We start from the raw sequence: 24,779 nt of genomic DNA on the forward strand, positions 1-24,779 counted from the left end.
GTCCGCGCAAGGTGAGTGCTGATGCTCACTCTGATCGCGAACGAGGATTCCCACCTGTCCTTGTGGCTGCGCGTGCGCGAGTTCGCCGTGCCGCCCTCCATGATCGAGACCGCGACCGTCCGCCGCCTCGCCGGGGACTGGGCCGCGGCGTGTACGGCCTCGGGCTTCGAAGTCGATCTCGACCTGCGGTCCGTGGCGCGCGTCCAGGGACGGGAACTCGCGGCCCGGATCCGGGCCGACCTGCGCCATCTCGCTCCCGACCTGCTGCGCTGGCACATGCCGAGGATCGCTCCGCACGGGCTGCTGCGCCCGGGGCTGACGATCACGCTGGCCCGGTACGAGGTCCCCGGGCGGGACGGCGGACGGCCAGACCCCCTGGCCGAGCACGCGGCCCCCGTGCCGGACGGTGGTGGGCCTGTTCCCCCGCGGCCACTCGTCCCGCTCGTACGACGAGAACAACCCGGACTACGTCCCGGATGCGCCGCCCGCCTGGGCCCGGGTGGTCGAGATCGGGTGAATCACCGGGCGCAGCCCGGACACAGCCCGCGGTAGGTGACCTCGACCCCGGAGACCCGGAAGCCGAACCGCCCCTCGGCCGGGAGGCCGGCCAGCGGGTCGCCGGTCGGGTGGACGTCGCGGATGAGGCCGCAGCCGGAGCAGATCAGGTGCTGGTGGGGGCGGTGCGCGTTGGGGTCGTACCGCTTGGCGCGGCCGTCGGTGGAGACCTCCACCACCTCGCCGAGGGAGACCAGCTCGCCGAGGGCGTTGTAGACGGTCGCCCGGGAGATCTCGGGCAACAGCCGGGCCGCGCGGGCGTGCACCTCGTCGGCCGTGAGGTGCACGTGGTCGCCGTCGAGGACCTCCGCAACGACGCGCCGCTGGGAGGTCAGCCGCCAGCCACGCTCTCGCAGTCGCTCCAGCAGGTCACTCATATCGGTCCACCTACTCCAGGATCGGCGGGATTCCCGAAAGTTCACCGGAAGGCATCCGGGATCCGATGGGATATGGATTTGACACACTTCTTGACTTGGACTCTGTCCATCGTAGGATCGCTGTCGACGTTAGCCAAGTGACAGGAAGACTCCAATACGGCCCGAGACGGAGCCGTGACGGATGTGCACCGACCCACGGATCGACCGCACGCAGTTCCTCTCAGCACCATGACCCCCCGGGTCCGGAAGGATTCTCATGTCTGAGAACCATGACGCACACGCAGTAGACGCGACGACCGAGGCCGGCGGCTGCCCCGTCGCGCACGGCCGAGCCGCGCACCCCACCCAGGGCGGCGGAAACCGCCAGTGGTGGCCGGAGCGCCTCAACCTCAAGATCCTCGCGAAGAATCCCGCCGTGGCCAACCCCCTCGGTGAGGAGTTCGACTACGCAGCGGCGTTCAACGCCCTCGACCTCGCGGCCGTCAAGCAGGACATCGCCGAGGTCCTCACGACCTCGCAGGACTGGTGGCCGGCCGACTTCGGCAACTACGGCCCGCTCATGGTCCGTATGGCCTGGCACAGCGCCGGCACGTACCGCATCAGCGACGGCCGCGGCGGCGCGGGCGCCGGCCAGCAGCGCTTCGCCCCCCTGAACTCCTGGCCGGACAACGGCAACCTGGACAAGGCCCGCCGTCTGCTGTGGCCGGTCAAGCAGAAGTACGGCCAGTCCATCTCCTGGGCCGACCTGATGATCCTCACCGGCAACGTCGCCCTGGAGACGATGGGCTTCAAGACCTTCGGCTTCGCCGGTGGCCGCGCCGACGTGTGGGAGGCCGACGAGGACGTCTACTGGGGTCCCGAGACCACCTGGCTCGGCGACGCGCGCTACAGCGGCGACCGTGAGCTGGAGAGCCCCCTCGGCGCGGTCCAGATGGGCCTGATCTACGTCAACCCGGAGGGCCCGAACGGCAACCCGGACCCGATAGCCGCCGCGCGCGACATCCGCGAGACCTTCCGCCGGATGGCGATGAACGACGAGGAGACCGTCGCCCTCATCGCCGGTGGCCACACCTTCGGCAAGACGCACGGCGCGGGCCCGGCGGACAACGTCGGCGCCGACCCCGAGGCCGCCCCGCTCGAGGCCCAGGGCTTCGGCTGGGCGAGCACCTACGGCACCGGCAAGGGCGCCGACGCGATCACCAGTGGCCTGGAGGTCACCTGGACCAGCACCCCGACCGCGTGGGGCAACGAGTTCTTCAAGAACCTCTTCGAGTACGAGTACGAGCTCACCCAGAGCCCGGCCGGCGCGAACCAGTGGGTGGCGAAGAACGCCGAGGCGATCATCCCCGACGCCTTCGACGCGTCGAAGAAGCACCTCCCGACGATGCTCACCACCGACCTGTCGCTGCGCTTCGACCCGGTCTACGAGCAGATCTCGCGCCGCTTCTACGAGAACCCGGACCAGTTCGCGGACGCCTTCGCCCGCGCCTGGTACAAGCTGACGCACCGCGACATGGGCCCGATCGTGCGCTACCTCGGCCCGGAGGTCCCCGCCGAGACGCTGCTGTGGCAGGACCCGCTGCCGGCGCGCGAGGGCGAGCTGATCGACGCCGCGGACATCGCCTCCCTCAAGGAGCAGATCCTCGGCTCGGACCTCACGGTCTCCCAGCTGGTCTCCGCGGCCTGGGCCGCCGCCTCGTCCTTCCGCGGCAGCGACAAGCGCGGCGGCGCCAACGGCGCCCGCATCCGCCTGGAGCCGCAGCGCAACTGGGAGGTCAACAACCCGGACGACCTCGCGCAGGTGCTCCGCACCCTCGAGGGCATCCAGGCGACCTTCAACTCCGGCGCCAAGCAGGTCTCGCTGGCCGACCTCATCGTGCTCGCGGGCTCCGCGGCCGTCGAGAAGGCCGCGCAGGACGGTGGCGTCGAGATCGAGGTGCCGTTCACGCCGGGCCGTGTCGACGCGACGCAGGAGCAGACGGACGTCGAGTCCTTCGCCGCGCTCGAGCCGTCCTCCGACGGCTTCCGCAACTACGCCGGCAAGGGCAACCGCCTGCCGGCCGAGTACCTGCTGCTCGACAAGGCGAACCTGCTGACCGTCTCCGCTCCCGAGCTGACGGTCCTCGTCGGTGGTCTGCGCGTCCTGGGCGCCAACCACGCCGGGTCGAAGCTCGGCGTCCTCACGGACCGTCCGGGCACCCTGTCCAACGACTTCTTCGTCAACCTGCTCGACATGGGCACGACCTGGAAGTCGACGTCCTCGGCGCAGGACGAGTACGAGGGCCGTGACGCCTCGGGCGCCGTCAAGTGGACCGGCACCCGCGCCGACCTGGTCTTCGGGTCGAACTCCGAGCTGCGCGCCATCGCGGAGGTCTACGCGAGCGACGACGCCAAGGAGAAGTTCGTGAAGGACTTCGTCTCGGCGTGGGACAAGGTCATGAACCTCGACCGGTTCGACCTGGTCTGATCGACCACGTCAGGGCCGGCCCCCCGCGGGCCGGCCCTGACGCGTGCGTGGAGCACGCGGCCCGCGGTCTTGTGCGGGTCGCGGGGCTTGCGCATACTCCCCGCAGCGCTTGTCAGGAACACGCCATTTCTGACGGGCCTCACAGGGCCCACCACCCACGGGCCCCGACGCTCCGAGGAGGAGACAAGTGAGGAACACGCGCACCTCGTCCCGCACCACCCCCACCACCCGACGCACCGCGATCGCGGCAGCCGCCGTCGGCCTGTTGGCGGCGACCGTGCTCGCCGGGCCGGCCGCGGAGGCGGCCGCCCCCAAGCCCTTCGGCGCGGCCGAACTCGCTGCGGTCGACCGGGCGGTGCTCGGCGCGGACGTCGGCGGCACCGCCTGGTACACGGACGAGGCGAGCGGGCGGGTCGTGGTCACGGCCGACAGCACCGTGTCCGAGGCCGCCCTCGCGAGGATCCGGAAGGCGGCGGGCGCGAACGCCGGCGCGCTGCGCGTCGAGCGCGCCCCCGGGACGTTCACGCGCCTGCTCGGTCCGGGCGACGCCATCTACGGCGGCGGATACCGCTGTTCCGTCGCGTTCAACGCCGTCAGCGGCGGCACCCGCTACTTCCTGACCGCCGGCCACTGCGGCAACGTCGTCAAGACCTGGTACGCCAACTCCGCGCAGAGCACGCTAATCGGCCCCACCGTGGGCTCCAGCTTCCCCGGCAACGACTACGCGCTCGTCCGCTACGACAACGCCTCGATCAGCGCCCCCGGCGGCTTCACCGCCGCCAACGCCTACGTGGGCGAGCCGGTCAAGCGCAGCGGCTCCACGACGGGCACCAAGAGCGGTACGGTCACCGCGCTGGGCGTGACCGTCCACTACAGCGGCGGCGGAACGGTCCGCGGCATGATCCAGACCAACGTCTGCGCCGAGCCCGGCGACTCGGGCGGCGCGCTCTACGACGGCACGAAGGCGCTCGGCATCACCTCGGGCGGCAGCGGCAATTGCTCCGTCGGCGGCACGACCTTCTACCAGCCGGTCCCCGAGGCCCTCGCCAAGTACAAGGTCTCCCTGTCCTGACCCACGCCACCGCGCGGGGCCGTCGTCCGACGGAGGGACGGCGGTCCCGCGGGTGGATCTTTCGTGCCCGATCTTTCATACCTCTGAGTGAGGTCGCGGGCCACGGAGCGGAATACCGTGCGCGGTTCCCTAGGGTGAGGCCGAGGGCGGCGGGCAGCCGCCCGACCGGCGCGTCTCATGTTCGGGAGCTTGCGTGGCGCAGCACCACACGACGGCACTCCGCCTGCGGCTTCGATATCGGTTCGACAACCTGGTGGCGGGGGGAACCGCCGGGCTCATCGGCTGGCTCGCGCTGGTCTGTCTCACCGTCGTGATCCCGGCGAGCGCGGTGCTCGTCTGGTCCGACCGAACGCCTCCGACGACCCTCTCCGGGCGGCTCACGGCCGTGTGGGTCAGCGTCGGCCAGACCCTCAAGCTCGGGGGTGCGGTCGGCTCCCCGCTGCATGTGCTGGCCTCCGTCGCACTGGCGCTGGTGGCCCTGCTCTTCGTGTCGACCCTGGTCAGCCTGATCACCACGGGCATCAACCAACGCCTCATGTCGCTGCGTCGCGGGCACTCGACCGTGCTGGAGGCGGGGCACACGGTCGTACTGGGCTGGTCCGACCAGGTCTTCCCCGTCGTCGGCGAGTTGGTGGCCGCCAACGCCAACCGGCGCCGCGCGGCCGTCGCCCTCCTCGCCCCGAAGGACAAGGTGGAGATGGAGGACGAGATCGCCGCCCGGGTCACCGACCGCGGAACGACACGGATCATCTGCCGCAACGGGGGCATCACCGACCCCGCCGAGCTCTGCCGGGTGAGTCCGCGGACGGCGAAGGCCGTACTGGTGCTGCCCTCCGGCGGGGACGCCGGTGACGCCCACGTGGTGAAGACCCTGCTCGCCCTCGACGCGGCCGTGCCCGGGAAGGGCGGAGCGGTGGTGGTCGCCGCGGTCCGCGACACCCGCAACCACCTGACCGCCAGGCTCGCCGCCGGGCCGGGCGGGCACGTCCTGTGCGTCGACGACATCGTCGCCCGCCTCCTCGTCCAGACCGCCCGCCAGCCCGGCCTCTCGCTCGTCTACCAGGAGCTGCTGGACTTCGAGGGCGACGAGTTCTACACCGTCGCGGCCGGGGGGCTCGTGGGACGCGCCTTCGGCGAGGCCCTGCTGTCCTTCGCCACCTCCTCGGCGGTCGGCCTGCTGCGCGCGGACGGCGGTGTCGCGCTCAATCCCGATCCGGGCACGCCGATCCGCGCGGGCGACCGGATCATCGTCATCTCGCAGGACGACGACACGGCCGCCCAGCTGGACGTGGCCTGCCGGGTCGAGGAGGAGGCCATCGTCACACCCTGCCCCCGCAGCGCCGTGCCCGAGCGTCTGCTCCTGCTCGGCTGGAACCGCCGCGCCCCGCTCGTCGTCGAGCAGCTCGACCAGTACGTGGTCCCCGGGAGCACCCTGGACGTCGTGGCGCTCGGTGCCAGTGACCTCGACAAGCCGCGGCAGCGGCTCGAGGTGACCTTCCACGGCGGGGACATCACCGATCCCGTCGTGCTCGCCAAGCTGGACGTGTCCTCGTACGACAGCGTGATCGTCATCGGCGAGGAGACCGGTCCGGCGGCGGAAGCGGAACCGGAATCGGATCCGCGGACGGACGACAGGACGCTGGTCACGCTGCTGCACCTGCGGGCCATCGGGGAGGCGGCGCAGCGCGAGCTCTCGCTCACCACCGAGATGTCCGACGACGGCAACCGGCTCCTCGCGCCCGCCCGGGAGGGCGCCGACTTCATCGTGAGCGGTCGGCTGATCAGCCTCCTGATGACGCAGATCTCGGAGAGCCCCCATCTCGCCCTGGTCTTCGATGAGTTGTTCAGCGCGGAGGGGAACGAGCTGTACCTGAAGCCGGCCTCGGACTACGTCCGGGCCGGCTCCGAGGTCAGCTTCGCCACCGCCGTCGAGGCGGCGCGTCGCCGCGGGGAATGCGCCGTCGGCTACCGTATGCGGGCGCGGGCGGCCACCGGCCCCGACTTCGGTGTGCGGATCAACCCGGACAAGCGGCAGCGGGTCCGCTTCGCCGAGGGAGACTGGCTGATCGTCCTCGCCGAGGACTGACGGCGGAGCCTACCGTGCCAGGTGGACTTCCAGGGCGGTCCGTACCGCCGACTCCAGGGCGCCTTCGATCCACGCGGGCTTGATCGAGGTGTGGCAGCCTGCGAAGTACAGATCGCCTTCGGGCTCGCGGACGTGCGGGAACAGCTCGGTGTGCTGGCCGGGCAGCAGGACGGACGCCTCGCCGTAGGCGTACGGGTCGCGCATCCAGGACTGGGTGCGTCCGACTCCGGTGTAGAACACCTCGATCCGCTGCCCGAAGACTTCCTGCACTCCGGCGAGGGCGCGCGGGTAGCGCTCCTCGTCGTCCAGGGAGTCCCACTTCAGCGCGTCGTCGGACCAGCTGTACGAGGCGAGGACCACGCCGCCGGCGCTGCCCTCGACGGGGTAGGAGGGCTGGAACATGAAACGGTTCGGGTTGTCGGTCGCCGAGCCGCCGCCGATGACCCCGGCCGCCTCGGGCTGGTCGCGGGTGACGACGCGGCAGGCCGCGTAGTGGGCGCGCTGGGCTTCGGAGATGTGGCCGTCGGGGACGGAGGGGTGCGCGCCCAGCAGGGCCCCGTCCGCCGGGGTCTTCGCGACCTGGTAGCTGCGGTAGAGACCGGGCTTCACGGCCTCCAGCTCGCGCTTCCAGTCGGCTTCGTCGAACTCCCACCAGCGCCGGCTGAATTCCAGCAGCACCTTGGTGGCGGCGTCGTAGTGCAGTTCGGTGACCGCGCGCCGCTTGCCGTACGAGAGCGCGGGCGCGACCGGGATGTGGCGCAGCCCGGAGAAGGGCACGGTGATGATCGCGGTGTCGGCGGTGAAGGTCTCGCGCCGCACGGTGCCGTCGCGGCCCTCGGAGACGGTGTCGATGCTCACCTTGCCCTCGCCGTGCGTGATCCGCGTGGCGCGGCGGTCGAGCCGTACGAGGTCGTTGACCCGGGCGTAGAGCGCGTCGGCCAACGTGGCGGTGCCGCCGGGCAGTTCGAAGAAGGCGGTGTCGGGGCTGATCAGCGAGGCGCCGATGAAGCTGTGGACGAAGGCGAGGTGCAGGCGGGAGGTGAGGTTCTCGACGGTCCCGATCAGGTCGATGGTCCGTTCGTCGAGCTTCGCCTCCTCGGTGAGGTAGCGGTACATCGACATGTGGCCGTAGCGCTGGATGACGCGGGCCCAGCCCTCGACGAGTTCCTTGTCCTGCTTGCCCTCGATCTCCTTGCGGACCGGGGCGAAGGCATTGCGCACGATCTGCGACGCGGGCAGGGCCTCGTAGGCCTCCGGGACCCCGAAGGAGCGGTTGACCGCCTGGGGGCTGCGCGCGTAGTCGGCCCGGCGCACCCGGATGCCGTTGACGTGGATCCACGTCCGGTACGCGGGCCGGCCGGCCCCGTCGACGTCGACGAGGTGGAAGCGCCGGCGCTTCAGGCCGAGGCTGTCGATCAGCCCGGTGACCAGCGGGTGGCTGTCGGGGATGCGCATGGCCCCGGCCTCGGCGTACTGCTTCGGGTCCGCGAAGGGCGCCGCGGCCTTCTCGTGGCCGCCGCTGCGGAAGGTCTTGATCCGGCCGCCCACGCGGTTCGCGTTGGCCTCGATGACCGTGACCTTGTGGCCGGCCTCGCGCAACAGGTGGGCGGCGGTGAGCCCGGCGGGTCCGGCGCCGACGACCAGCACCTTCTTGCCGGGACGGCCCGCGCCGCCGCGGTTCTTGGGCAGGCCGTTCTTCAGCAGGATGTCCGCGTAGCGCGGTACGAGCGGCTGGTCGTTCTCGTCCCGTACGAGGATGGCCCGGGCGACGGTGAGGCAGGTGTCCCAGTCGGGACCGACCGAACCGGAGGGTGCCTGCGGGGTCTCGGCGGAGGCGGCGGCGACCGTCAGCGTGGCGGCTCCGGCGACGGCGGCCGCGCCGGCGATGACCTTGCGGCGGGAGGGTCGGCGAGCGGGCTCCGGGGCGGGCTCGGCGGAGGGTTCGGGGGTGGGAAGCGGGTCCGTGATCATGAGCCAACTCTTGCGGCCCCCGGAAGCCCCGACGGCCGAAAAGCCCTCGTGCGGTGAACAACCACCCGGACGTGCGGCGCGGTCAATCCGAGGCTGACGCACTGGAATTCGTACGACCGGCCCCGTCCGCGGGGCCGGCCGTACGAGATCTACTGGCGCGAGCCGATGACGTCCGCTGGCCGGCCGGCCAGCGCCAGCCGGCCCGGGATCAGCGTGGCCGACGCGGTCAGCGCCGCCGCGAAGCCGAGGACGCCCAGGTACATCCACGGGTCGATGGACGGGGACGCGGAGCCCGTCATGCCGATGCTGAAGGCGGTGAGCACCGCGAAGGCGATCCCGGTGCCGAGGAGCGCGGAGATCAGGACCACCTGGGCGGCCTCGATGCGGAGCATGCGCATCACCTGGCGGCGGGTGGTGCCGACGAGCTGGAGCAGGGCGAACTCCCGGGTGCGGTCGGAGACCGACATGGCCAGGGTGTTGACCACGGCGATGGCGGTGAAGGCGATGATCAGGCCCATCGCCACGTAGTTGACCTCGGCGTTGGACTGCTGGACCTCGGCCTGGAGGTCCGCCACCTGCTCGCGGTCCAGGACCCCGACACCGGGCAGGCCGTCCAGCGCCTTCTGCAGTTCGGCGCGGCCGGCGGAGCCGTCCCCTGCGGTCTTGACCAGCAGGGACGCGGCCAGCGGGTTGTCGACGTGCTTCGAGACCAGCGCGTGCGGCAGGGTGAGGTCGCCGAAGCCCAGCCCGCGCTCGTAGACCGCCGCTACGTCCAGCTCGGTCTCCGTGCCGTCGCCCAGGGTCAGTTTCAGCCTGTCCCCCGGCCGCTTGCCCAGGTTGTCGGCCGCGACCTCGCTGAGCGCGACGCTCTGCGGGCCGAAGCCGTTCAGGCTGCCGCCGGTGACGCCCGGGTCCCAGGTGCGGGTCAGGCCCTCGGTGGACACGCCCTGCGCCGGGTACTTCTCCAAGCCCACGCGCACGGAGGTCCGTACGACCTCGGTCACCGCCGTCACCCCGGGGACCTTGCGCAGCCGTTCGGCCGCCTGGTCGGGCACCCCGGGCCCGGCGGAGCCGACGACCCAGTCGGCCTGGTTGCCGGCCCGCGCCTGTGTGGTGGCGGCCGCGCCCATCGTGGTCTGTACGAAGAACACCGTGCAGGCCATCCCGATCAGCAGGGCCAGCGGGGTCACGGCGGCCGCCACCCGCTTGGTGTTGGCGCGGGCGTTGGCCGTGGCCAGGTGCCCGGCGACCCGGGAGGCCCGTAGCGGCACGCCGAGGACCCCGACCGCGATCCGGGCGATCAGCGGCCCGAGCAACGAGACCGCCACCGAGAGCACCACCACCGACAGGAAGGTCACCGGAGTGGACGCGGGCTCGCTGCGCAGCGAGGCGAGGACGGCGAGCAGTACGACCCCGCCGGCGAGGAACGCGGCTCCGGCGCCGAGCCGGCCCCAGGTGAGGGTCCGCTGCTCCATGGCCGCCTCGGACAGGGCTTCGGCGGGACGGATGCGGGCGGCCCGCCGGGCGGAGATCCTGGCCGCAGCCCAGGCGCCGAGCAGGGCCGCGCCGATGGCGGCGAAGAACGGGAAGACGCTGAAGGTGACTTCGAGGGTCTCGGGGATCGCCTTGAAGCCGACGAACCGGGCGTGGAGCCAGTAGGCGATGGGCAGTCCGGCGATCGAACCGAGCACACCGGCGAACAGGCCGACGATCAACGCCTCGCGGCCGATGAGCTGCCGGACCTGCCGGGGGGTCGCCGCGATGGCGCGCAGCAGGGCCAGCTCGCGGTAGCGCTGCTGGATGGAGAGGGCGAAGGTGCCGACGACCACGAGGATGGCGACGAGCAGGGAGGTGCCGCCGATGGCGCCGCCCATGGACACCAGCTTGATCCGGGCCTTGGACGCGTCGAGGAATTCGACCGGGCCGCGGTCGCCGCCGGTGACCACCTGGGCGGTGGTGCCGGTGAGGGCTTTCCGTACCTGCGCGGCGAGCTCGGTGGTGGAGACGCCGGGCTTCGGCAGGACGCCGACGGCCGCGACCTGGCCGGTGCGGCCCGAGAGCCGCTCGGCCTCGCCGTCGGAGAAGAACAGCGAGCTCTGCTGCTTGAGGTCACCGCCGGCCGGCGCCGCGATGCCGGTGACCCGGTACGTGCGCGGGGTTCCGGTGGCCTGGACGGTCAGCTCGGCTCCGGGCTTGATGCCGGCCCGTCGGGCGAGTTCGCGGTCGACGACGACCTCGTTCGGGCCGGCCGGGGCGGCACCCTCAGCGAGGGTGAAGGGGGTCAGGGGGGCCGAGGTCCACGCGTGCCCGTACGAGGGCTTGCCGTCGACGCCGGGGACGACCTGGCCCTTGGAGGTGACCGCGTACGCCGGGAAGGTGACCTCGGGGAGCGCGGCCCGGACCCCGGGCAGGGAGCCGAGGGTGGCCGCGGTGTCGGCGGGAAGCCAGACCCGCTCGCCGAGCGGCTTGGCCTTCTCCTTGGTCTTGGTCTTCCCGTCCCCCTTGTTCGAGACGGTGACCTGGTGGACGTTCTGATCGCCTCCGACGATCACCGGGGCGCCGGCGTGGCGCTCGGTGCCGATGGTGCCGCGCAGGCCGGTCTCCAGGAGGATGCCGCAGGCCGTGACCAGCGCGGCGGCGCAGAAGAGGGCGAGGAAGGCCCCGATGAAGCCGCCCTTGCGGGCGCGCAGTGTCTGCAATGCGTAGCGCAGCATCAGGCCCACGCTCCCAGGTGGGTCATGCGGTCGGCGACGCGGTCGGCGGTCGGGGCCTGCATCCGGTCGGCGATGCGGCCGTCGGCGAGGAAGAGGACGGTGTCGGCATAGGAGGCGGCGACCGGGTCGTGGGTGACCATGACCACGGTCTGGCCGGTCTCGTCCACGCAGGAGCGCAGCAGGGAGAGGATCTCCTTGGCGGTCACGGTGTCGAGGGCGCCGGTGGGTTCGTCGCCGAATATGACGTCGGGACGGGTGATCAGGGCGCGGGCGATCGCCACCCGCTGCTGCTGGCCACCCGACAGCTCGGCGGGCCGGTGGGTGGCCCGGCCGCCGAGGCCGACGCGGGTCAGGATCTCCTCCAGCCAGGCGGGGTCCAGGCGCTCGCCGGCCAGGCGCAGCGGGAGCTCCACGTTCTGTCGTACCGACAGCGAGGGGATCAGGTTGAAGGCCTGGAAGACGAAACCGATGCGCCCCCGGCGCAGTTCCGTCAGTTGGGTCTCGTTCAGCCCGTTCAGCTCGGTGTCGCCGATGTACGAGGAACCGCTGGAGGGCTTGTCGAGGCCGGCGGCGCAGTGCAGGAAGGTCGACTTGCCGGAACCGGAGGGTCCCATGACGGCGGTGAACGAGCCCCGGTCGATGCCGACGGAGACACCGTCGAGGGCGCGCACGCCGCGCCCTGCCTTCCCGTACTCCTTCACGACCGCGTCCAGACGCAACGCAACTGCAGGTGACATCGCAGACTCCACAACTCGGCAGGTTTCTTGTCTGCGTTGACGTTATGGAGCGGCCTTATCAGCGGCTTATCACGCGGTTAAGGGCTGCGTTTACCTTCTCCTCCCAGGGCGGGGAGCCGATGCGCCGGAAGATCGCGAGCGCGGCGGTCAGATGCTCCCGCCCCTCGTCCTCGTGGCCGCTCCCCCGACGGGCTTCGCCGAGCGCGAAGAGGATCTGGGCCTCGATCATGGGGCTCCGGGTGCGGCGGGCTACGTCCAGCGCCTCCAGGAAGGTCCGCTCGGCCGTTTCCGCCGAACCCGCCAGGAGCCGGGTCTCGGCGAGGCCCAGCAGCGTGTAGGCGAGACCGAGCAGATCGGACCGGTCCCTGACGATCTCCAAGGCCCGGGTGAACTCGATCTCCGCCGTCTCCAGCTGGCGCAGCGCGAGATGGGCGGTCCCCAGCCGGTGCCTGGCCTGAGCCAGACTGCGCCGGTCCGCCCCGATGTTCTCGCAGATGCGTACGGATTCCCGGCACAGCTCCAGCGCGGCTTCCGCCTGCCCCTGGTCGAGAGCGCACTGCGCCAGGCTATGGAGCGTGTACCCCTCGGATGAGCGGTCGCCCACCTCCCGGAACACCGGGAGGATCTCCCGAAGGCGCTCCCGTGCCCGGTCTGTCTCCCCTCGGAGCCGGTCGATCAGGGAAAGACCGCTCAGCACCAGCGCCCGCCCGTGGGAGTTCCCCGCCTCGGTGTAGAGCGCGTGAGCCCGCTCGTACCGTTCGGTCGCCTCCGCGACCCTGCGCAGGCGCAGCTCCACCGCGCCCAGCTCGTGTTCCATGACCGCCTGGCCCCGGACGTTTCCCGCGCTGCGTGCGGCCTCAAGGGCCAACTCGCTGCACCGGCGCCAGTCCTCCAGGTAGTTGCGGCATCCGAAGAGAAACTCCATGCACGAAACCAGCTCCCAGCACAGATCGTCCATGCCCATCCGGGCCGACTGCTCCACGACCGCGAGCAGCGTGAGCCGTTCTGCCTCGAACCACTCCAGCGGGGCCGCCAGCAGCTCCTCCTGCAGGACGGGGTCGACGGCACGCCGGGGGGAGTCTCCGCGCACCTTGTTGTAGGCGCCGCCGTACTCACGCTGGTAGGCCTGGTCCGCGATGGTCAGGAAGGTGCGGAACGCCCGGTCGCAGGCGGCCGTGCGCTCTTCCTCCGCTTCCTCCTCGGCGGCGCGTTCGCCCGCGTACAACCGCATCAGGTCGTGGAACCGGTAGCGCAGCTGCCCGGTGGCGTCGACGCCGACGACCTGGAGGAACTGGGTGTCCACGAGGTGCTCCATGAGCCGCTCGGCGTCCAGTACCCCGCTGTCCATCAGCGCCGCCCCCACCCACGCGGTGAAGTCGGGTACGGCGAGCAGCCCGAGGAAGCGGTACAGCCGGGCCGCGTCCTTCGGCAGGTAGCGGTAGCTCAGCTCGAAGCTCGCCCGTACCTGGGACTCGCCCTGGCTGAGCTCGTCCAGCCGGCGCCGCTCGTCGCTGAGCCGGGTGACCAGGTGGCGGACCGACCAGTGCGGCTTGGACGCCAGCCGGGCCGCAGCGATGCGCAGGGCGAGCGGCAGCCGGTCGCAGAGCTCGGCCAGCCGCATCGCTTCCCCGGGGGCGCCGGCGACGCGAGCCTCGCCGACGATGCGCTGGATGAGTTCGATCGACCGGTCCTCGGGGAGGAGGCCGAGATGGACCCGGGCCGTCTGCGGCCAGGTGACGAGCTGCTCCAGCTGGTCCCGGCTGGTGACCAGGACGGTGCAGCCGCTGCTGCCCGGCAGCAAGGGCCGGACCTGGGCGAACGTACGGACGTTGTCGAGCACCAGCAGTACCCGCCGGTCGGCGAGCACGCTGCGGTAGAGCGCGATGCGGTCCTCCAGCCCGTCGGGGACGACGTCGCTCTCCACTCCGAGGGAGCGCAGGAAGCGGCTGAGGATGTCACCGGCCGTGGTCGGCGCGTGCCGCTCATCGTAGCCGCGGAGGTCGGCGAACAGCCGCCCGTCGGGGAAGTGTTCGCTGACGCGGTGGGCCCAGCGGACGGCGAGGCCGGTCTTGCCGACTCCGGCGACGCCCGTGATCAGCCCGGTGGTCGGGGCGTGGCGGTCCCCGCCCGCATCGTCGATCAGGGTGTCGAGGGCGGAGAGCTCCTCGACGCGTCCGGCGAACCCGGGTACGTCCGGGGGCAGTTCGGAGGGGACGATCTGGCCGCGCGCCCTCGGGGGTGCCGCCTTCACTGCCTCTCTCACGACGGGCGGGGGCGCCTCAGCGGACGGCGTCGCGGCCGGACTGAGCGCCGGGTCGTCCCGGAGGATCGCCTCGTGCAGCTCGACCAGTTCGGGCCCGGGCGCCATGCCGAGTTCGTCGATGAACCGGCGCCGCGCCTCCCGGAAGCTCTCCATCGCCTCGGCCCGCCGCCCGGAGCGGTACTGGGCGAGGATGAGGTGGTAGCGGGACCGTTCGCGCAGCGGGTGCTCGCGCACCATGGCGGCCAGTTCGGGCAACAGCAGCTGGTGCCGCCCGAGTTCGAGCTGTACGTCGGTCATCGCCTCGTAGGCGTTGATGCGTACCTCTTCCCACCGGGCGGCCTCGTCCTCGACGAGCCGCCCCGTGACCCCGGCCAGGGCCGGTCCGCGCCACAGCGCGAGCGCGGCGGCGTAGGCGCCTGCGGCATCTGCCGGCCTGCGCCCGCGCTGCGCGGCCTCCGCCTCGGCGACCAGATCGGTGAAGGTGACGCTGTCGAGCGCGTGCCCCTCGACGCGCAGCAGGTAGCCGGGGTGCTCGGTGGCGATGACCTCCTCGTCCACCCCCTCGCCCTTGAAGGACTTGCGCAGGGCCGCGATGACGATGGCCACCTGCGTCCGGGCGGTGGCGGGCGGACTGTCGCGCCATACCACGTCCACCAGGGTGTCCACCGGCACGATCCGGCCGGCGTTCAACAGCAGAAGGCCGAGGATCGTGCGTTGTCGGGCGCCTCCCAGGGCGACCGGACGCCCACCCACGGTGACCGTGAGCGGGCCGAGAATTCTGAAGTCGAGCTGCTCGCCCACTGTTTCTCCCCCGTTGCCGGCCGCGCCAACCGACATGATCACCTTACCTGTCAGGGGCCGCCGGCAGGAGGCCCCGCGGGCCGTCAGAGGGGTTCCGCGTCCATGAAGTCCCAGACGGCGGGTTCCGTGCGGCCGGGGGTGCCGGGCAGGGCCTGCTGCGCCCAGATGACCTTGCCCTCGGGGGTGTACCGGGTGCCCCAGTGCTCGCTCAGCTGCGCCACCAGGAACAGGCCGCGCCCGCCCTCGTCGGTGGTGGCGGCGTAGCGCAGGTGCGGGGCGGTGCTGCTGCCGTCCCACACCTCGCAGGTCAGGGTGTGGTCGTGCAGCAGCCGCACCCGGACCGGCGCCCGGCCGTGCCGCACGGCGTTGGTGATCAGCTCGCTGAGGATCAGTTCCGTGGCGAAGCCGAGTTCGGGCAGGCCCCACTCGTCGAGCTTCCTCGACGCCGCGTTCCGTACGGCGCTGACCGCGCTGGGCTGGAACGCCACGTCCCACTGCGCGACCCGGTCCGGGCCCAGGGTCCGCGTCCGGGCGATGAGCAGCGCCACGTCGTCGGTGGGCCGGACCGGCAGCAGCATGTCGAGCACGGCCCGGCAGCTCTCTTCCGGGTTCCGGTCGGGCCGGCTGAGGGCCGCGCGCAGCAGTTCCAGACCCTCGCCGATGTCCCGGTTGCGTTCCTCGACCAGGCCGTCCGTGTACAGGACGAGCTGGCTGCCCTCGGCCAGTGCCAGTTCGGCGGTCTCGAACGGCATGCCTCCCAGGCCCAGCGGGGGCCCGGCCGGGAGTTCCATGATGCTCGTCGTGCCGTCGGGGGCGACGAGCATGGGCGGCAGGTGCCCGGCCCGCGCCATGGTGCAGCTGTGGGAGACCGGGTCGTAGACGGCGTAGAGGCAGGTCGCGCCGATGACGCCGCCGGCGCCGTCGTCGACCTCCCCGTCGTGGTCGATGCGCTGTACGAGGTCGTCCAGGCGGGCGAGGATCTCGTCGGGCGGCAGGTCGAGGGAGGCGAAGTTGTGCACCGCCGTGCGCAGCCGACCCATGGTGGCGGCGGCGTGCAGGCCGTGCCCGACGACGTCGCCGACGACCAGCGCGACCCGGCTGCCCGGGAGCGGGATCACGTCGAACCAGTCCCCGCCCACCCCGGACTGCGCGGGCAGGTAGAAGTGGGCCACGTCCACGGCGCTCTGCTCGGGCAGGGCGCGGGGCAGCAGGCTGCGCTGGAGCGTGACGGCGAGGGCGTGTTCCCGGGTGTAGCGGCGGGCGTTGTCCATGCTGACCGCCGCGCGGGCGACGAGTTCCTCGGCCAGGAACAGGTCGTCCTCGTCGAAGGGCTCCGGCTTGGTCGAGCGCCAGAAGTTGACCACGCCGAGGACCACTCCGCGGGCCTTGAGCGGGGCCGCGATCAGCGAGTGGATGCCGTAGTCGACGATGGCCCGGGCGCGCGGCGGGTCCTGGGCCTCCCAGCCGGGCGCGTCCGCCAGGTCGGGCACCAGCTCGGCTTCGCCGGTGCCGTAGCCGCGGGCCTGCGGGGTGGACGGCAGGAAGTCGATCAGCCGGCCGCGGGGGTAGAGCGGGTGGTCGGTGCGGATGCCGTTGACCGCGGTGCGCCGCAGGTCGGCGCCGGGGCCGGGCTCGTCCCCGTCGAGCACCGGGGCGGCCAGGTCGACGGTCACGTAGTCCGCGAACCGCGGGACGGCGACGGCGGCGAGTTCCTCGGAGGTTCGCACCACGTCGAGGGTGGTGCCGATGTCGCCCCCGGCGTCGTAGAGCAGCTTGAGCCGTCGGCGGGCCGTGTCGGCCCGGCCGGTCAGGACCCGCATCTCGGTGGAGTCGCGGATGGTGGCCACGGCGCCCCCCGGCTTGCCCCCGGGGTGGGTGTGCCGCTGGTTGACGACGAGCAGCCGCTCGCCGCTCTCCAGTACCTCGTCGGTGGCGACCCGACCGGACAGCAGCAGGTCCGCCATCCGGCGCTCCAGGCCCGGCACGTCCGCGATCGGGCGGCCTTCGGCGTCGGGGGGCAGGCCGAGGAGGCGCGCAGCCTCGTCGTTCGCCAGGAGCAGCCGCCCGTCGCCGTCCGTGATCACCACCCCTTCGCGGACGGCGTGGAGCACCGCGTCGTGGTGCTCGTACATCCGGGTCATCTCCTGCGTGCCGAGCCCGTGGGTCTGGCGGCGCAGTCGGCGGCTGATCAGCGCGGTACCGACGGTGGCCAGGGCGAGGGCTCCGGCGATGGACAGGAGGATCACCGGGAGCTGGCGGTCGACGACACCGGTCACGTTCTTCACCGTCAGGCCGGCCGAGACCAGGGCCACGACCCGGCCGTCGGGGGCGGTGACGGGCACCACCGCCTGGATCTCCTTGCCGAGCGGGCCCTGCACGCTCTCGGTGTGGACGCGTCCCGCGAGCGAGGGCTCGATGGTGCCGACGAACCGCTTTCCGATGCGGTCGGGCTGGGGATGGCTGTACCGGATGCCGTGGGTGTCCATCACGACGATGAAGTCGACGTGGGCGGCCTTGCGCGTGGTCTCGGCGAGGGGTTGCAGGATCGCGGACGGGTCCGGCGTCCTCAGTGCCTCCCGCAGACCGAGGGAGTGGGCGAAGGTCTCGGCGACGGACACCGACCGGTTGCGCGCCTCGCGGTCGATGTCGTGCCGCGACTGGAGTACGAGGGCCAGGAGCGCTCCGGCGGCGAGCAACACCACGATCGTCACCTGGAGGACGAATACCTGGCCGGCGACGCTCCTGAACCGGTTGCCTAGGGGTGACCGCACCGACGTGCCCGGCACGGGTGGCGAGGAATGGTCACGCCCCCAGTTGTAGCACCTCCGGGCGGCTATGGCTCCTGAGCGGCGCATCACGCGTCCGATAAGTCACCAGGAGTGACGAAAAAGGAGGGGCTCACACCGCTCACCCTCGGATGACCCCCGGAATTCCAATCTTTTACGATCGGGCGACCGATAGAAATAGGAAGATACAACCACGCTGCCCGGCAAAGGAGTTACCGTCCGGAAGCGGTAGGTGATCGCACGTGAATTCGGGTACCTTCCTCACGTCGCCGCTACACCTTGGGCACAGGGCCTCCTGGGACTCGCGGCGCGAAGGACCCGACATCTGTTGACGACAGCGACCGAAGTCTTCATTGTCCGGCCGTACACCCCTCATTGCGAAGTGATTAACAAAGAGGGCGATCATGCGGTCATCGGGATCTCTCCCGGTAATAGTTATTTCTCAGCCCAGCGCGTCCTCGATCTCGCCCAGTGGGGCATGCGCAACTTCGATCAGGTCGACCTGATCTACACCGACATGCACGTCGCCGAGATGTACGAAGCCCTCGGCTACGACGAGATCGAGGCACGGCGCAAGGCGGTGAAGAACCTGCGCGGTGTCCGCGCCAAGGTCAACAACGCCGCCGCCGAGGCCGACCCCACGGGCATCCGGCTGCGCGCCCGGCCGATGTCGGCCCTCACCGACATCCCCGCCTACCAGGCCATCCACTCGGACCTGACCAACCGACTGGACAACGACCCGGACTTCAAGGCGACCTGCAGCGCGCTGGTGGACTCGTTCCTCTCCTCCAAGGTGCTGAACGGGGAGACCGCCACCACCCGGCAGCGCGAAGTCTGCCTCCAGTACGTCTGCGCCGAGGCGCCGCTCTTCCTCGACACGCCCGCCATCATGGGCGTGCCCTCCTCGCTCAACTGCTACCACCAGCTCCTGCCGATGGCGGAATTGCTCTACTCGCGCGGCTCGGGCCTGCGCGCCTCCCGCAACCAGGGCCACGCCGTCATCACCCCCGCCGAAGGAACCTTCGATGACCACTGACACCATCCTCGACTTCCCCTTCTCCGCCCGCGGCGACCAGATCCCCGCCGAGGTCGAGCAGCTCCGCTCCGAGCCGGTGAAGAAGGTCCGCACGATTGCCGGCGACGAAGCCTGGCTCGTCTCCTCCTATCAACTGTGCAAGCAGGTCCTGGAGGACCCCCGGTTCAGCCTCAAGGACACCTCGGCCCCCGGTGTGCCCCGCCAGTACGCTCTGACGATCCCGCCCGAGGTCGTCAACAACATGGGCAACATCACCGGCGCCGGCCTGCGCAAGGCCGTGCTCAAGGCGATCAACCCCAAGGCGGCCGGTCTCAACGACTGGATGCGGGCCGAGGCCAACGCTCTCGTCGACAGCATGCTGGCCTACGGTGCCCCGGTCGACCTGCGCGGCCAGTTCACCAACCCGTACTCCGAGAACCTGCACTGCCGCATCCTCGGCATCCCGCAGGCGGACGCCCCGCGGCTGGCGGGCAGCCTCGACATCGCGTTCATGAATTCGGCCTGCCCCGTCACCGGTGCCAAGCTCAACTGGGACCGTGACATGGCGTACATGGTCGAGCGGCTCGACGACCCGGCCACGACCGGTCTGATGGCCGAGCTCGCGGCCCTGCGCGAGGACCCGGACTACGCGCACCTGACGGACGAGATGCTGGCCACGGTCGGCGTCACCTTCTTCGGCGCCGGCGTCATCTCCACCATGGGCTTCCTGACCATGGCGATCTTCTCGCTCCTGCAGAACCCCGACGTGTGGGAGCAGCTGCGCGAGAACCCGGAGAAGATCCCGACCGCCGTCGACGAGCTGCTGCGCGTCAACCTCTCCATCGCCGACGGCCTGCCCCGGCTGGCCACCGAGGACGTCCAGCTCGGTGACGTCCTGGTGAAGAAGGGCGAGCTGTGCCTCGTCCTGGTCGAGGGTGCCAACACCGACCCGTCCGTGTTCCCGGACCCGCACAAGTTCGACATCGACCGGGAGAACGCCCACCAGCACCTCTCCTTCGGCGGCGGCGGCCACTACTGCCCCGCCACGGCCCTCGGCAAGCGGCACACCGAGATCGCCATCGAGGTCCTCCTGGAGAAGATGCCCAACCTGGCGCTCGCCGTGCCGGTGGACCAGCTCGTCTGGCGCACCCGCTTCATGAAGCGCATCCCGGAGCGCCTGTCCGTGCTCTGGTAACAGCGCGTGGCAGCGCGCCCACGCCGACACGGCGCGCATGACGACGATGGCCCCGGCCGGGTTTCCCCGGCCGGGGCCGTCGTCTTACCGCTCAGCGGGCCCGGATCAGACGCCCGGAACCGGGTACGTCGGGTACTCGACGCCGGAGACGTGCTGGACGACCCGGATGACCTGGCACGAGTAGCCGAACTCGTTGTCGTACCAGAGGTAGAGGATCGCGTTGTCGCCGTCCACCTTGGTCGCGCCCGCGTCGACGATCGACGAGTGGCGCGAGCCGACGAAGTCCATGGAGACGGCGTCGGGGGCGGTGGTGAAGTCGATCTGGCGCTTCAGCGGCGAGTGCAGCGAGACGTCGCGGAGGTAGTCCAGGACCTCCTCGCGGGTGGTCTCGCGGCCCAGGCGCAGGCTCAGGATGGCGATCGAGACGTCCGGGACGGGGACGCGGATCGAGCTGCCGGTGATCGGCGCCTTGAGGTCGGGCAGCGCCTTGGCGACGGCGGACGCGGCACCGGTCTCGGTGATGACCATGTTGAGCGGCGCGCTGCGGCCGCGACGGTCGGCCTTGTGGTAGTTGTCCAGCAGGTTCTGGTCGTTGGTGAACGAGTGGACGGTCTCCACGTGGCCGCGCAGCACGCCGTACTCGTCGTCCATGGCCTTCAGCGGCGGGACGATCGCGTTGGTGGTGCAGGAGGCGCAGGACAGGATCTGCTCGTCGGGCTTGATCGTGTCGTGGTTGACGCCGTGGACGATGTTCGGGACGTCGCCCTTGCCCGGGGCGGTCAGGACGACCTTCTCGATGCCCGGGCGCAGGTGCTTGGAGAGACCCTCGCGGTCGCGCCACTTGCCCGTGTTGTCGATGAGGATGGCGTCCTTGATGCCGTACGCCGTGTAGTCGACCTCGGACGGGTCGTTCGCGTAGATCACCTTGATGGTGTTGCCGTTGGCGACGATGGTGCTGTTCGCCTCGTCAACGGTGATCGTGCCCTGGAACTGGCCGTGGATGGAGTCGCGGCGCAGCAGCGAGGCGCGCTTCACGAGGTCCTGGTCGCCGCCACCGCGGACGACGATGGCGCGCAGGCGCAGGCCGTTGCCGGAGCCGGCCTTCTCGATGAGCAGGCGGGCGACGAGGCGGCCGATCCGACCGAAGCCGTACAGGACGACGTCACGGCCGGCGGAGCGCTCGAGCTTGTTCTCGCCGGTGGCGCCGGAGACGGCCTCGGCGGTGAACTCCGCCACCGAGAGACCGCGACCGTCCGTCTTGTACGTCGCGGCGAGCATGCCGATGTCGATCTGCGAGGGGCCGAGATCGAGCGCGGTCAGCGCCTGCAGGAACGGAAGCGTCTCGGTGACCGACAGCTCCTCGCCGTCGATCTGCCGCGCGAATCGGTGGGTCTTGAGGATGCTCACCACCGACTTGTTCACCAGCGAGCGGCTGTGAAGCAGGACCGTGACGTCCCGCTCCCGGTGCAGCTTCCCGATGATCGGGATCATCGACTCCGCGATCTCTTCGCGGTTTTTCCAGCTGCTGAACGAGTCCTCAATGACAGTCACAGGTTTATCTTTCGAGCTAGACGGTGCTCATATGCTAACCCGCCCATCCTCTGCCCCTTCAAGCGACCCCCCGGGCTACGCTGCCAGGTGATCCTCAAGCAGTCACGGATGGAGCATCACATGGAGACTGGCAGCCGTACCGCGCTGGTGGAAGGCCTGATGGAGCGCTTTCCTCAGGTGCCCCGGGAAGCCGTGATCAAGGAGGATCTGCTCCGCGGCGGCATGGCCTTCGACGAGTCCGCGCTCAGTGGCACGGCCGACGGTTCCTCCGGTGACGTGAAGCCCAAGTCGTACTTCATCTTCTCCTTCGACCACCGGACCCTGCCGGAGCTCGGCGCCGCCGCGCTCAACCGCCCGCCCGAGGAGATCGTACTCACCGGCGGCCCCTACGAGCTGCGCCGCACGGTGGTGTCCGTACGCGTGAACCCGGACTCCCCCTACGTCGTGCGCGGCGGCGAGGACGGCTCGCTCGGCCTGTACCTGGACGGCGTCCGGATCGCGGACGTCGGCCTGCCGCCGATGCCGGAGTACTACCGGCACAAGCTGTCGAACGGCAAGTCGGTGATGGAGGTCGCGCCGACCATCCAGTGGGGCTACCTCATCTACCTGACGGTCTTCCGGGTGTGCCAGTACTTCGGCGCCAAGGAGGAGTGCCAGTTCTGCGACATCAACCACAACTGGCGCCAGCACAAGGCGGCGGGCCGCCCGTACACCGGGGTGAAGCCGGTGGAGGAGGTGCTGGAGGCCCTGGAGATCATCGACCGGTACGACACGGCGGGCACCTCCCGGGCGTACACCCTCACGGGCGGTTCGATCACCTCGCAGGTCGGCGGCCGCGACGAGGCCGATTTCTACGGGCACTACGCGAAGGCCATCGAGGAGCGCTTCCCCGGCCGCTGGACCGGCAAGGTCGTCGCCCAGGCCCTGCCCCGCGACGCCGTGCAGCGCTTCCACGACTACGGCGTCAAGATCTACCACCCCAACTTCGAGGTGTGGGACCGCCGGCTGTTCCAGCTGCACTGCCCGGGCAAGGAGCGCTACGTCGGCCGTGACGAGTGGCACCGCAGGATCCTGGACTCCGCCGAGGTGTTCGGCCCGCGCAACGTGATCCCCAACTTCGTGGCGGGCATCGAGATGGCCGAGCCCTTCGGTTTCACGAAGGTGAGCGAGGCCATCGAATCGACCACGGAGGGCCTGCGGTTCTTCATGTCGAACGGTGTCGTGCCCCGCTTCACCACCTGGTGCCCCGAACCGACCACTCCGCTGGGCAAGGCCAACCCGCTGGGCGCGCCGCTGGAGTACCACATCCGGCTGCTGGAGGCCTACCGGGCGACGCTGGAGGAGTTCGGCCTCAGCTCCCCGCCCGGCTACGGTCCGGCCGGTCCGGGGCGCGCGGTGTTCTCCGTGAGCTCGTTCATGGACAGCCTGGAAGGCCTCGAAGCCGCCGACGCCTAGTGCTGTGGCCGGAAAGGTTTGCCGGGGCGCGGTGTTCGGTGCGGTGCATCGCAAGGGGGAGGGCCGCGGCTCGTACTGGACGTACTTGCGCGGTCCGACAACGCGGCGAGGTGCCGTGCCTGGGGGCACCTCCCAGCGGTAGCTGGGGGAGCGCCGTGACCCGGTGAACCTTTCCGGTCACAGCACTGGCTAGGCCCTGAGCCGGTCGCGCTGGATGCGGTGGGCCAGGGTGCGGCGCACCGAGGCCGACGAGTGGGCGGCCGTGGTCTTCGACGGGACGTCGAGGCCACGGCTGATCTCGTCGTACGCGGCCCGGCAGCCGTCGGGGAGCTCCGCCCGGTGCAGCCTGAGGTCCTCTTCGACGAGGCGTCGCAGCTCGTCGACGTTCCCCGGGGTGAAGCGCTTGCGGCCCCGGGCGAGGGCCTCGACGTAGCGCGCGCAGCGGGCGGTGCCGTGGCAGCTCTCGGCGATCTCCTCGGCCAGACCCCACAGCCTCCCTTCGAGCCAGGGCGCGTCGCGCTGGTCGAGGCAGAGCCCCATCGGGGGCAGCAGATCGTCGCCGTCCTTGTGCTTCGTCACCTGCTTCGAGACGGCGGGCTGACTCATCCCGGTGAGCCGGGCGATCTTGTCCTGGGTCCAGCCCAGGCCGGCCAGCACCTGGATCATTTCGGCGCGGAGCCTGCGCGCCTCCTCGCCCGCGCGGATGACCTCGTTCATGTCGGCGAGCATGCGCCCGGCCTGCTCGTCGGTCAGCGCCCCCAGGCGCCGGTCCGTGTCTTCTTCGCCTGCCATGGCTCTCTTATACACCCGGGAACACCCCCTTCATAACCGGGTTGTATAACCCAGTTATAGCCGGCAGGATCCGGACCATGCCCACCTTCTCCGCACCAGACGGAACCCTTCTCGCCTACCGCGTGACCGGAGCCGACGGCGACCCCGTCGTCTGCGTCCCGGGAGGCCCCGCCGACTCGGCCTACCTCGGCGACCTCGGCGGCCTGTCCGCGCACCACCGGCTGATCGTCCCGGACCTGCGCGGCACCGGCCGGTCCGCCGCCCCCGCGGACCCCGCCTCCTACCGCTGCGACCGGCTCGTCGAGGACTTCGAGGCCCTGCGCGTCCACCTGGGACTCCCCCGCATCGACCTGCTGGCCCACTCCGCCGGCACGAACATCGCCGTCCAGTACGCGGCCCGGTACCCGGAGCGCGTCGGCCGGCTCGCCCTGATCGGCCCCAGCAGCCGGGCCGTCGGCCTGGAGATCACCGGCGAGACGCGCCGCGCGTGCGCGTTGCTCCGTCAGGACGAGCCGTGGTTCCCGACGGCCTTCGCCGCCTTGGTGGCGCTCACCGAGGGCAGGGGCGGCGACGCCGAGGCCATCGCCCCCTTCTTCTGGGGACGTTGGGACGCCGTGGCCCGGGAGCGGCACGCCGCCGCCCGACCGGGCAACGCGGAGGCCGTCGCCCGCTTCGGGGCCGAGGGCGCCTTCGACCCGGAGGCCACCCGCGCGGTGCTCGCCGGCTTCGACCACTCCGTCCTGCTGCTGACCGGAGAGTTCGACCTCAACAGCCCGCCCCCGATGGCCGGCGAGTACGCCGGACTCTTCCCCGACGCCACGTTCGCGGTGCAGCCGGGGGCGGGGCACTACCCGTGGATCGACGACGCCGACCGGTTCGTGGCCGCCGTCAGGGCCTTCCTGACCTCGCCATCTCACCGTACGAGACGGTAGGGTCTCGGAT

The 24,779-nt window shown here is 71.1% G+C and carries 15 protein-coding genes and 1 pseudogene; 8 read left to right on the plus strand and 8 right to left on the minus strand.

The window, feature by feature from the left end; translation table 11 throughout:
- Nucleotides 1–21 precede the first annotated feature (21 nt).
- Nucleotides 22–396, plus strand: a pseudogene (locus ACFV9H_RS11660) (hypothetical protein); the annotation flags it as partial.
- 122 nt (nucleotides 397–518) lie between these two features.
- Here ACFV9H_RS11660 and ACFV9H_RS11665 read toward each other — a convergent pair.
- Nucleotides 519–932 carry a Fur family transcriptional regulator gene (locus tag ACFV9H_RS11665; RefSeq protein ID WP_385396531.1) on the minus strand — a complete coding sequence of 138 codons (414 nt, stop codon included), beginning with the start codon at nucleotides 930–932 and terminating at the stop codon, nucleotides 519–521.
- Nucleotides 933–1,188: 256 nt separating this feature from the next.
- On the opposite strand from ACFV9H_RS11665, the gene katG reads away from it, so the two are divergent.
- The 3 genes from katG (at nucleotide 1,189) to ACFV9H_RS11680 (ending at nucleotide 6,557) form a co-directional block, all read left to right on the plus strand.
- Entirely contained in the window at nucleotides 1,189–3,399 is a 2,211-nt protein-coding gene (gene katG / locus ACFV9H_RS11670) for a catalase/peroxidase HPI (RefSeq protein ID WP_385396533.1), read from the plus strand.
- Between the two features lie 187 nt (nucleotides 3,400–3,586).
- Nucleotides 3,587–4,471, plus strand: a complete 885-nt coding sequence (locus tag ACFV9H_RS11675; RefSeq protein WP_385396535.1) for a S1 family peptidase — start codon at nucleotides 3,587–3,589, stop codon at nucleotides 4,469–4,471.
- A 193-nt stretch (nucleotides 4,472–4,664) separates the two neighbouring features.
- Nucleotides 4,665–6,557, plus strand: coding sequence for an NAD-binding lipoprotein (locus tag ACFV9H_RS11680; RefSeq protein ID WP_385396537.1), 1,893 nt, complete (start codon nucleotides 4,665–4,667; stop codon nucleotides 6,555–6,557).
- Nucleotides 6,558–6,566: 9 nt separating this feature from the next.
- On the opposite strand, the gene ACFV9H_RS11685 is transcribed toward ACFV9H_RS11680, so the two are convergent.
- The 5 genes from ACFV9H_RS11685 to ACFV9H_RS11705 all read right to left on the minus strand — a co-directional run bounded on the left by ACFV9H_RS11685 (nucleotide 6,567) and on the right by ACFV9H_RS11705 (nucleotide 17,754).
- Nucleotides 6,567–8,528, minus strand: a complete 1,962-nt coding sequence (locus ACFV9H_RS11685; RefSeq protein WP_385396539.1) for an FAD-dependent oxidoreductase — start codon at nucleotides 8,526–8,528, stop codon at nucleotides 6,567–6,569.
- A 149-nt stretch (nucleotides 8,529–8,677) separates the two neighbouring features.
- The gene (locus ACFV9H_RS11690; RefSeq protein WP_385396541.1) at nucleotides 8,678–11,242 is read right to left on the minus strand and encodes an FtsX-like permease family protein; all 2,565 of its coding nucleotides are present in this window, start codon (nucleotides 11,240–11,242) and stop codon (nucleotides 8,678–8,680) included.
- Entirely contained in the window at nucleotides 11,242–11,979 is a 738-nt protein-coding gene (locus tag ACFV9H_RS11695; protein WP_385396543.1) for an ABC transporter ATP-binding protein, read from the minus strand. Before ACFV9H_RS11695 ends, ACFV9H_RS11690 begins: the two co-directional genes overlap by 1 nt.
- Nucleotides 11,980–12,037: 58 nt before the next feature.
- On the minus strand, nucleotides 12,038–15,043 hold the full coding sequence (locus ACFV9H_RS11700; protein ID WP_385396545.1) for a BTAD domain-containing putative transcriptional regulator: 3,006 nt from the start codon (nucleotides 15,041–15,043) through the stop codon (nucleotides 12,038–12,040).
- A gap of 83 nt (nucleotides 15,044–15,126) precedes the next feature.
- A complete protein-coding gene (locus tag ACFV9H_RS11705) occupies nucleotides 15,127–17,754 on the minus strand; it encodes a SpoIIE family protein phosphatase (protein ID WP_385396547.1) in 2,628 nt (875 codons plus the stop codon).
- A gap of 307 nt (nucleotides 17,755–18,061) precedes the next feature.
- On the opposite strand from ACFV9H_RS11705, the gene ACFV9H_RS11710 reads away from it, so the two are divergent.
- Complete coding sequence (locus ACFV9H_RS11710; protein ID WP_385396549.1) at nucleotides 18,062–18,865, plus strand: tRNA-dependent cyclodipeptide synthase; 804 nt, start codon at nucleotides 18,062–18,064, stop codon at nucleotides 18,863–18,865.
- Nucleotides 18,855–20,039, plus strand: a complete 1,185-nt coding sequence (locus ACFV9H_RS11715) for a cytochrome P450 (RefSeq protein ID WP_385396551.1) — start codon at nucleotides 18,855–18,857, stop codon at nucleotides 20,037–20,039. Before ACFV9H_RS11710 ends, ACFV9H_RS11715 begins: the two co-directional genes overlap by 11 nt.
- 105 nt (nucleotides 20,040–20,144) lie before the next feature.
- Here the strand turns inward: ACFV9H_RS11715 and ACFV9H_RS11720 are convergent, their stop codons facing one another.
- Nucleotides 20,145–21,590 (minus strand): glyceraldehyde-3-phosphate dehydrogenase, encoded by a 1,446-nt coding sequence (locus ACFV9H_RS11720; RefSeq protein ID WP_385396553.1) that lies wholly within the window; start codon nucleotides 21,588–21,590, stop codon nucleotides 20,145–20,147.
- Between the two features lie 120 nt (nucleotides 21,591–21,710).
- On the opposite strand from ACFV9H_RS11720, the gene ACFV9H_RS11725 reads away from it, so the two are divergent.
- Nucleotides 21,711–23,045 carry a radical SAM protein gene (locus ACFV9H_RS11725; RefSeq protein ID WP_385396555.1) on the plus strand — a complete coding sequence of 445 codons (1,335 nt, stop codon included), beginning with the start codon at nucleotides 21,711–21,713 and terminating at the stop codon, nucleotides 23,043–23,045.
- Nucleotides 23,046–23,234: 189 nt separating this feature from the next.
- Here the strand turns inward: ACFV9H_RS11725 and ACFV9H_RS11730 are convergent, their stop codons facing one another.
- A complete protein-coding gene (locus tag ACFV9H_RS11730) occupies nucleotides 23,235–23,837 on the minus strand; it encodes a sigma-70 family RNA polymerase sigma factor (RefSeq protein ID WP_385396557.1) in 603 nt (200 codons plus the stop codon).
- A 77-nt stretch (nucleotides 23,838–23,914) separates the two neighbouring features.
- On the opposite strand from ACFV9H_RS11730, the gene ACFV9H_RS11735 reads away from it, so the two are divergent.
- The gene (locus ACFV9H_RS11735; protein ID WP_385396559.1) at nucleotides 23,915–24,769 is read left to right on the plus strand and encodes an alpha/beta fold hydrolase; all 855 of its coding nucleotides are present in this window, start codon (nucleotides 23,915–23,917) and stop codon (nucleotides 24,767–24,769) included.
- The last annotated feature ends 10 nt before the right edge of the window (nucleotides 24,770–24,779 follow it).

Source organism: Streptomyces sp. NPDC059874 (assembly GCF_042731135.1).
Taxonomy (GTDB): domain Bacteria; phylum Actinomycetota; class Actinomycetes; order Streptomycetales; family Streptomycetaceae; genus Streptomyces.